Here is a 9,044-nt window from a genome sequence, read left to right on the forward strand (position 1 = left end):
TTATTATATGTGATAATGATTTCTCATTAATGCGGCCAAGAAGACTCGAACTTCCACCGGGAATAATCCCGACAAGATCCTTAATCTTGCGCGTCTGCCAATTCCGCCATGGCCGCAATAAAAAATCACAAATATTATTATATGTGATTTTTCCCTACTTTGCAATAGGTGTTTTAAATTTTTTTATTCACCGCGTACAGTGGCACCACTATGATCGACCTTAATCAATCTCATGACTCCGTCTAGTTTACCGACGTTTAATCTGTCACGTAATTGATTTAGTTCTGATTCGGTACCAAATGTAATTACACAACGGTGTGATTGGTTTAAGAACGTACCGTAAATACCTAGTTCATGTGCTTGTTTTCTGATGGTTTCTAGTTCTGGCACTACTTCATAGATGTTATCGGTGTAAATAGCGTCATTTTCCATCATTTCAGTGGCTTTAGTCCATTCATTGCTCATTAGTGAGGCCACTAGTACATTTGTGGCACTGCTGGCTTTTACGGCGTCTACAGAGCTAACTTGGTTCTTATAGATAGCCTTGTCACTACCGTCATCCTTGGTTAGGTATACTAACGCGTTAATTACCTCTGGAATTTGGGTCTTAACTGTTGTAGCCATTTCTCCATTAAAGTAAGAAACGGTAATGTCACCTAGTAATGCAGATGCGACACCGTCAGCGTGGCCTTCAATCTTACTACCGATGTTAATTTCATCGTCTAATGAAAGGTCTAATTCCCCTAACGCATTAGCAATCTTGATTCCCGCAACAATTGCTGTAGTACTTGAGCCAAGTCCTCTTCCAATTGGCACATCTGACATAACAGTCAATTGGTGAGGTTTGATGGTTGGATCAACCTTTAGGATGGTTTGAACGATAATGTTGTTTTCGTCGTTTGGCACGTCATCTCCCAATGCATGGTTAACTTGCCAGTGTTGCATTTCTTCTTCAACGATAACTGTGTAGTATAAGCCAAAAGCAATTCCAATTGAATTAATTCCGGCTCCGATTCCTGTTGATGTAGCAGGTACTCGAATAATTATTTTTTTATCCAAACTAATCATCTCCAGTGTCTAATTTTAGTTTTCCACGACATTTTCCACATACATACTTGTGAGTGTCAATTCTACGCTTACGACGGTAAGTTTGTCCACAATGTGTACAAACATATTTGAATGGACGCTTGTCCACAGGTGCCGGCGCAAATCTTGATCCCCCCACCGTCTTCAATAATCGTTTAAACGCTAACGTATTATGCTTTCCAGAATACCCAGCCAAATGCAGATGGTAATGGCAAAGCTCATGTTTAATCACCCCTACCAATATTTCCATTGAATGTTCGGTTAGCATCTTAGGATTAATATCAATATCATGGCTGGCCACATGGTATCTTCCACCAGTGGTTCTTAAACGACTATTAAAGTAAGCACGGTGCTTAAATGGTTTGGCGAATGATTCTTGTGAAATCTTTTCCACCAATGTTTGTAATTCTTGATCATTCATTTAAATTTTATCACTTCTCCGGGTTAATCATCGTTAGTTGAATTCGATTTCGTTTAATATCAACAGATAATACCCATACGTCGACAATGTCCCCAACGGAAACAACGCTACTTGGGTCAGAAATAAATTGATCACTCATTTGTGAGATGTGCACAAGTCCATCTTGTTTTACACCCACATCAACGAATGCACCAAAGTCGATTACGTTTCTAACTGTTCCTTGTAGTTGCATCCCTTCTCTTAAGTCCTCAATCTTCAATACATCTTGCTTTAGGACTGGAGTTGGCATGTTATCACGGAAGTCTCTACCAGGTCGTTTTAATCCATCGATGATGTCTAATACAGTTTGTTTTCCATAGCCATTTTCGTTAATAAACTTATCAACATCGAATGTGGATAACGCTTGGTTAATTTCAGTTGTTCCCAATGAATCCAAACTTAAGTTCAATTCATCCACAATTTGGTTAGCAATCTTGTAACTTTCCGGATGAATGTCGGTATTATCAAGTGGATTACTACCGTCTAGGATTCTTAAGAAACCAATGGCTTGTTCATAAGTCTTTTGTCCCAATCTAGGTACCTTTGATAGGGATTGACGAGTCTTATATTCACCGTTTTCGTTTCTAAACTTAACCACGTTTTTGGCGGTAGTCTTAGTCATCCCTGAAATATGGGTTAACAACTCTGGACTAGCGGTATTAACGTTAACTCCCACTTTATTAACAGCTGTTTCCACAACTCGATCCAATTGGGCGTCTAATTGTTTAGCCGGCAAATCATGTTGATATTGACCAACCCCTACTGACTTAGGATCAATCTTAATCAATTCAGCTAATGGGTCTTGAAGACGTCTTCCGATACTTACTGCAGAACGTTCTTCAACGTGAAAGTCAGGAAATTCATCACGCGCATTTTGACTTGCAGAGTATACAGAAGCTCCGGCTTCATTAACAATTACGTAATATACCGGTAGATTATTTTCTTTAATTAGTTCGGAAACAAATTGTTCTGATTCACGACTAGCTGTTCCATTTCCGATTGCAATCATTTCGGCATGGTTCTTCTTAATGAAATCAACCAGTTGCTTTTTAGCTTGTTGGCGTTTGGCATCACTTGCTGGTTTATGTGGATAAATCACTAACTTATCCAAGAACTTCCCATTATCGTCAATTGCGGCTAACTTACATCCGGTACGGTAAGCTGGATCGAAACCAATCACTACCTTGCCCTTGATTGGTGCTTGCATCAATAAGTTATACAAGTTTCTACCAAATATGTTAATGGCGTGTTCATCAGCTTCTTCGGTTAATTCATTTCTGATTTCACGATCAATGGCTGGTTTCATAAAACGAGCGTATGCATCTTCATAAGCATTCTTCACAAATTCAGCTGACTTGCCGTTACGTTTACGGTTAGTTTCTGCTTGTAAGAACTTGTAGATAACGTTGGTATTAACATCAATGCTGACCGTCAATACTTTTTCCTTTTCACCACGATTTAACGCTAGGACACGGTGGTTCTTCAATTGGTTAATTGGTTGTGAAAAGTCATAGTAATCTTCATAGACGTGCTTTTCGTCTTTTTCATCGGCATCTTTTTTGGCCTTGCTGGCAATTTGACCATGCTTCTTGGTATCTTCTCGAATCCATTCTCTTAGATGGGCGTCGTTTCCGATATCTTCTGCTAGGATTTCATGAACACCGTTCAAGACATCTTCAACGTTGTTTAGTTCCTTTTCTACATTCACATATTCTTTTGCCTTATTCACAAAGGAATCATCATTTGTTAAAACTAGTTTAGCCAATGGTTCTAAACCTTGTTCTCTGGCAATCATGGCCTTGGTCTTCTTCTTTTTCTTGTATGGTAGATACAAGTCTTCGACTCTTTGCATTGATTCGGCTTTTTCAATGTCTGATTTTAGTTCGTCAGTTAGTTTACCTTGTTCTTCGATTAAACGAAGAACTTCTTCTTTACGGCTTTCTAAGTTAGTAATTTTAGTGTTGGCATCGGCAATTTCTCTAATTTGCACTTCATCCAAACTACCTGTGCGTTCCTTACGGTATCTGGCGATAAAAGGAACGGTATTCCCATCTTCTAGCATAGAAATAACAGCAGAGATTTGTTTTTCAGAATAGCTGCCTAATTCTTTTCTGATTTTTTTAATGATTGATTGATCCAAATCGTTCATCTCATTTCTTATTTGAGTTTGTCTTTAATTATATCATTGCATTTTTAGATAAAAAAATAGTTGGTAATATTTACCAACTATCTTTTGTTTTTATTACATTGACATCATAATTTTTTGAGCTGTCTTAAATACTCGTTCAATGCTATCTTGTTGTAGCTTACCAGCTTCATTAAAAGCATCTGCTTCAATGGTATCAGCTTTGATACTGTCTACCATGTCTTGGCATCCCTTAACGTAGTCAGCATAAGCTTCCTTTAGGATTGAGTGACGACCTAGTTCCTTGGCAGGTACTTGTACGTTATCAAGTTGTGATAAGAATTCTTTGTACTTATCAGTACCCTTTTGGAAAGTATCCTTTGTGCTTGCTAAATCGATTGATGAGTAATCGTTGTTAGCAACGGCTTCTTCCAACGGATCGTAATCATGACTCATTTCTTCACCAACCTTGTTAGTGTTAGTGATTAAATCAGATAAAAATGGGGCATAGATTGCCATCTTGTTTTTCTTCATAATTAAAAAATTCCCTTCTTACTTCCAAAAGTCATCGTAAATAGTAATTGGTAGATGACGTTTATGTTCTGTTTTAATATACCAGTTTTCAATCTTTTCTGCAGCATCTTTTGAAACTTCTCTGCCTTCTAGGTAGTTATCGATATCGTCGTAAGTTACACCTAAAGCAACTTCATCAGGTAAAGCCGGACGGTTATCTTCTAGGTCAGCAGTTGGAGTCTTTTCGTATAAATGCTTTGGTGCATCTAATTCGGCTAGCATTGCCTTACCTTGGCGTTTGTCTAAACGCCATAATGGAGTAATGTCGGCAGCACCATCACCAAACTTAGTGTAAAAACCAGTTACGGCTTCAGCGGCATGGTCGGTTCCTAAAACGGCACCGTGAGTTTGACCAGCAATCGCGTATTGAGCAATCATTCTTTGTCTTGCCTTGATGTTTCCCTTGTTGAAGTCAGAAATTTCCATTCCATCAGATTCAACAGAAGCAACGGCAGCATCTGCAGCTGGTTTGATATCTACTCTGATAGTCTTGTCAGCTTCGATGAAAGCAATTGAATCCATTGCATCTGATTCATCAGCTTGAGTTCCATAAGGTAATCTAACGGCGATAAACTTGTATTCATCGTCATTAGTTTCTTCGCGCATTTCTTTAATGGCGATTTGTGCTAACTTACCGGTCAAAGTAGAATCTTGTCCACCTGAAATTCCTAGAACTAGAGTCTTTAGGAAAGTGTTTTTCTTTAGGTAGCTCTTTAAAAAGTCAACACTGTTTCTGATTTCTTCTTTTGGATCAATTGATGGTTTTACCTTTAATGCATCAATGATTTCTGCTTGCTTTTCTCTCATTACAATTCACCCTTGTCTTGCTTATTTTTGATTTTATCGTGAACATCTTTGATAATGCTCATCTTGTTGTTCCAACATTTGGTTGATAAATCAACTGGGTATTCTTGTGGGTTTAACTCACGTTTGTACTCAGGCCATAGTGATGATAATACATCTTCTGAATATTGTTTGATGTCGGCCAATTTTGGTTGTTCATAAACTAATTCACCATCTTTGTAGATGTCCTTTAGTAAAGGTCTGGCATCAAAATCAGTCAATGTCTTGTTAATGTAAGTATATTGGGGATGGAACATGTATAGACTATCTTCATCATTTGGATTTTCATCGTCTAATGTGATGTAATCTCCTTCTGACTTACCGTCCTTGCGTTCAGTAATTCTCCATACTTGCTTCTTACCTGGTGTAGATACCTTTTCAGCGTTGTTTGATAACTTAATGGTATCGACCATTTCACCATTATCATTTTCAACGGATACCATCTTGTAGACGGCACCTAGCGCTGGTTGATCGAATGCGGTAATTAGTTTGGTACCAATTCCCCAAACATCAATCTTAGCATCCTGCATCTTCAAACTAGTGATGGTCTTTTCATCCAAGTCGTTTGAGGCAAAAATCTTAGCATCTGGATAGCCAGCATCATCTAGCATTTCACGGACACGTTTTGATAGGTATGCCATATCACCAGAATCGATACGGACACCAGCAAAATGAATCTTGTCACCCATTTCATTGGCAACCTTGATGGCATTAGGAACACCACTCTTTAAGGTATCAAAAGTATCAACCAGGAATACACATTCTTGATGACTTTGTGCGTAAGCCTTGAATGCTTTGTAGTCATCTTGGAATAGTTCCACTAATGAGTGGGCATGAGTTCCACTAATTGGAATGTTAAAGTTTTTACCTGCTAAAACATTTGATGTGGCGTTGAATCCACCAATGTAGGCAGCTCTGGTTCCCCAGATGGCCGCAGCAGTTTCTTGAGCACGACGACTACCAAATTCAAGTAGTGGGTCATCCCCTGCCGCCATTCTAATTCTAGCAGCCTTAGTTGCAATCAATGTTTGATAGTTAACGATGTTTAAGATTGCTGTTTCAACTAGTTGGCATTCGCAAACGTTTCCTTCAACTTGAAGCATTGGTTCGTTATTGAATACCAATTCACCTTCGACCAAAGAACGAATTGATCCAGTAAACTTAAAATTACGAAGATATTCTAAAAATTCTTCGGTATATTCGTTTTGAGAACGTAAGAACTCAATATCATCATCAGTAAAGTTGATATCTTTAATATAGTTAATTACTTTTTCCAATCCAGCAAAAATGGCAAAACCATTTTCGAATGGCATCTTTCTAAAGTAAACTTCGAATACAGCTCGACGATTTTGCAAACCAGCTTGAAAGTAAGTTTGCATCATATTGATTTCATATGCATCAGTATGTAATGTTAAATTATCAAATTCATTTGACATTTTTTATGAAATCCTCCTAATACTTGTCGCATTTTATTGTCTTTTATTTTATCATTAATTAAAGAAATAATCATAATAATTTATTTGAAGGTATTGCAATGGAAAATAAAACTGTTAATATTTTAGGTTTTGATTTTTTAAACAGTTCATTCAATGATTTCATGGAAAACACCAAGCAAAGAATCGATAAACGTGAAAATACTTTTGTCGTCACCGCTAATCCCGAAATCGTTGTGCATGCTTTAAACGATCAAAAATACACCGATACAATTAAAAAATCTGACTACCTAGTTGCCGATGGAATTGGTATCGTTATGGGTGCCAATATCTTAGGTTCAGATATGAGTGAAAGAATTACCGGATACGACATCCTATTAGACCTATTAAACTGGGGTAATCAAAATCATAAATCAGCATACTTTTTGGGTGCCAAACCAGAAGTAATCGCTGATTTAAAGAAGATTATTCCGCAAAAATACCCGGATTTAACCGTTTCCGGATATCATGATGGGTATTTTACTGATAGCGATGAAATTGCCGCTGAAATCAAGCAAAATCAGCCTGATATGGTATTTGTTGCCCTAGGTTTCCCTAAGCAAGAATACTTCATCGAAAAATATCGTCATGTAAACGATGGTCTATGGATTGGTTTAGGTGGTAGCTTTGATGTTTTATCAGGTCACGTTCAACGTGCACCACAATTTTGGATCAACCACCACATTGAATGGTTATACCGTTTAATCAAGGAACCTACCCGTTTCAAACGTATGTTGGCATTGCCAAAGTTCATCCGTTTAGTAAAGAAACAAAAGAAAAATGAAGCAAAATAAAAAAGTACATCGACATTAGTCGAATGTACTTTTTTTACTATCTAAATAAAATTCAAATCTTTCGCCCACGTATTGAGTACGAACGTATTCAAACGGTTGACCGTTTTGTAGTGATGTCACCTGTCTTAATAACAGGATAGCATCCCCCTTTTTAATATCTAGGTATTCAGCAATTCTTTCGGAAGCAAGTGTTGCTGAAACGTTTTGTCTTGATACTTTCGGTACTAGGTTCTTCTTTTCCTTCAATGATGCATAGAATGAATCGGTCACATCATCTTTACTTAAACCATCGATAATCTTTTCAGGAACTGTGGCGATTTCAAAACAAATGGGCACACCATCACCGTAACGAATTCTTTCCATTCTCAATACCTTGTCGTTTTGAGAGATGTTTAACTTTTCGATTTCACTTAGTGAAGGCTCTAGTGTGTGATATGAAATGGTCTTGCTGGCAGGAAGTTTTCCTTGCGCTAACATGATGTCGGTGAAGCTAGTCACCCCAGACATCTTTTCTTGAACCTTTTCATTGGAAACGTATGTACCTGAACCCACACGTTGATCTAGGATACCTTCATCAACAAGCGTTTGAATTGCTTGTCTTAAAGTCATTCGACTAACGTTAAATTCAGTTGATAGTTGTCGTTCTGACGGAATGCGACTACCTAGTTTCCACTTACCCTCTTCGATATTCTTTTTGATTTCATTATGAATTTGGATATAAATTGGCAAAGCCATTATTTCACTATCCCTTCATTACTATTCTTGCGTTGCATCGAAACAATCAATTACGGCCTTTTCAAAACCGCTCTTCTTCAATGCTAATAATCCCTTGATAGTTCCACCGGCTGGAGAACAAACATCATCAATTAAGTCACTTGGTGACTTGTCAGATTTTTCAATCATCTTCATTGATCCTAGAATAGCTTGCGCTGCTAATTGAGTTGCTGTTTGTTTGTCTAAACCATGGTTAACTGCACTTCTACTAAAGATGTCTGCAAATAAATAAGCGTATGCTGGAGTACATCCCATTAATGATCCTGACACATCAAATTTATCTTCAGAAACCTCAATCATCTTACCTAGTAGTTCTAAGTTCTTAACAGTATCTGCCAAACTTTGGTCCACTAGGTTTTCGTTAGCCTTATAGATTAACATTCCTTCATTAACCTCAACGTTGACGTTTGGAATTAAACGAATGATTGGTAAATCATAGCTAGTTAACTCTTCTAGACGTTCTAATGAAATTTGCCATGCAATTGATGCTAGAATCTTACCTTCTAGGTTTTCTCTAACATCCTTTAAAGCATCAACGACTTGTTTTGGTCCTGTTGCCAAAATAACCAAGTCACTGCTTGCTGCTACTTCTTGATTACTGTCGCTACAGTTAATCCCTGTAGTCTTTGCGAATTCTTGATATTTTTCCTTATGTGGAGCATGTACATATATATCGCTAGCATTGACTTGACCAGAATTGATATATCCTTTAATCATTGCCTTTGCCATTGCTCCGACACCAATAAAACCTATTTTCATAGCAACCTCCAGAACTTAAAAATGATGTGTTTATTATAACATAAAAAAAATGACTAACTATAAAAGTTAGTCATTTCAAGTAGTTGGGCTAGCTGGGTTCGAACCAGCGCATCACGGGATCAAAACCCGTTGCCTTACCACTTGGCTATAGCCCAATA

Annotated in this window: 9 protein-coding genes and 2 tRNA genes; 1 reads left to right on the forward strand and 10 read right to left on the reverse strand. The window is 37.7% G+C overall.

Translation table 11 applies throughout. From position 1 onward, the window contains the following. Positions 1–30: 30 nt before the first annotated feature. From J3U50_RS04430 to J3U50_RS04460, 7 genes are all read right to left on the reverse strand, one after another. Positions 31–116, reverse strand: a tRNA-Leu gene (locus tag J3U50_RS04430). Between the two features lie 67 nt (positions 117–183). Further along, positions 184–1,059 carry a homoserine kinase gene (locus J3U50_RS04435; RefSeq protein WP_225349247.1) on the reverse strand — a complete coding sequence of 292 codons (876 nt, stop codon included), beginning with the start codon at positions 1,057–1,059 and terminating at the stop codon, positions 184–186. A 1-nt stretch (position 1,060) separates the two neighbouring features. Beyond that, positions 1,061–1,507 carry a SprT family protein gene (locus J3U50_RS04440; RefSeq protein WP_053791529.1) on the reverse strand — a complete coding sequence of 149 codons (447 nt, stop codon included), beginning with the start codon at positions 1,505–1,507 and terminating at the stop codon, positions 1,061–1,063. 10 nt (positions 1,508–1,517) lie between these two features. Next, positions 1,518–3,686, reverse strand: a complete 2,169-nt coding sequence (locus tag J3U50_RS04445; protein ID WP_302467396.1) for a Tex family protein — start codon at positions 3,684–3,686, stop codon at positions 1,518–1,520. Between the two features lie 102 nt (positions 3,687–3,788). Beyond that, positions 3,789–4,205, reverse strand: a complete 417-nt coding sequence (locus J3U50_RS04450; RefSeq protein WP_041152501.1) for a hypothetical protein — start codon at positions 4,203–4,205, stop codon at positions 3,789–3,791. An 18-nt stretch (positions 4,206–4,223) separates the two neighbouring features. Continuing rightward, positions 4,224–5,051: an ammonia-dependent NAD(+) synthetase gene (gene nadE, locus J3U50_RS04455; protein ID WP_301945642.1), complete on the reverse strand. Its 828-nt coding sequence runs from the start codon at positions 5,049–5,051 to the stop codon at positions 4,224–4,226. After that, positions 5,051–6,523: a nicotinate phosphoribosyltransferase gene (locus J3U50_RS04460; protein ID WP_301945643.1), complete on the reverse strand. Its 1,473-nt coding sequence runs from the start codon at positions 6,521–6,523 to the stop codon at positions 5,051–5,053. The genes nadE and J3U50_RS04460 overlap by 1 nt, the downstream gene beginning before the upstream one ends. Positions 6,524–6,621: 98 nt before the next feature. Between J3U50_RS04460 and J3U50_RS04465 the strand changes: the two genes are divergently transcribed. Next, positions 6,622–7,353, forward strand: a complete 732-nt coding sequence (locus J3U50_RS04465; RefSeq protein ID WP_301945644.1) for a WecB/TagA/CpsF family glycosyltransferase — start codon at positions 6,622–6,624, stop codon at positions 7,351–7,353. A 15-nt stretch (positions 7,354–7,368) separates the two neighbouring features. Here the strand turns inward: J3U50_RS04465 and J3U50_RS04470 are convergent, their stop codons facing one another. The 3 genes from J3U50_RS04470 to J3U50_RS04480 form a co-directional block, all read right to left on the reverse strand. Continuing rightward, a complete protein-coding gene (locus tag J3U50_RS04470; protein WP_034531866.1) occupies positions 7,369–8,088 on the reverse strand; it encodes a GntR family transcriptional regulator in 720 nt (239 codons plus the stop codon). Positions 8,089–8,109: 21 nt separating this feature from the next. Further along, entirely contained in the window at positions 8,110–8,886 is a 777-nt protein-coding gene (gene proC, locus J3U50_RS04475) for a pyrroline-5-carboxylate reductase (protein ID WP_301945645.1), read from the reverse strand. 83 nt (positions 8,887–8,969) lie between these two features. After that, positions 8,970–9,041 (reverse strand) — tRNA-Gln (locus tag J3U50_RS04480). Positions 9,042–9,044 lie beyond the last annotated feature (3 nt).

The sequence above is a fragment of the Lactobacillus sp. B3795 genome, from assembly GCF_026535805.1.
Taxonomy (GTDB): Bacteria; Bacillota; Bacilli; order Lactobacillales; family Lactobacillaceae; genus Apilactobacillus; species Apilactobacillus kunkeei_C.

Coding starts and splice junctions, on each gene's coding strand:
- J3U50_RS04460 (WP_301945643.1), bottom strand. CDS start 6,523: ATGTCAAATGAATTTGATAATTTAACATTACATACTGATGCATATGAA.
- proC (WP_301945645.1), bottom strand. CDS start 8,886: ATGAAAATAGGTTTTATTGGTGTCGGAGCAATGGCAAAGGCAATGATT.
- J3U50_RS04465 (WP_301945644.1), top strand. CDS start 6,622: ATGGAAAATAAAACTGTTAATATTTTAGGTTTTGATTTTTTAAACAGT.
- J3U50_RS04440 (WP_053791529.1), bottom strand. CDS start 1,507: ATGAATGATCAAGAATTACAAACATTGGTGGAAAAGATTTCACAAGAA.
- J3U50_RS04470 (WP_034531866.1), bottom strand. CDS start 8,088: ATGGCTTTGCCAATTTATATCCAAATTCATAATGAAATCAAAAAGAAT.
- J3U50_RS04450 (WP_041152501.1), bottom strand. CDS start 4,205: ATGAAGAAAAACAAGATGGCAATCTATGCCCCATTTTTATCTGATTTA.
- nadE (WP_301945642.1), bottom strand. CDS start 5,051: ATGAGAGAAAAGCAAGCAGAAATCATTGATGCATTAAAGGTAAAACCA.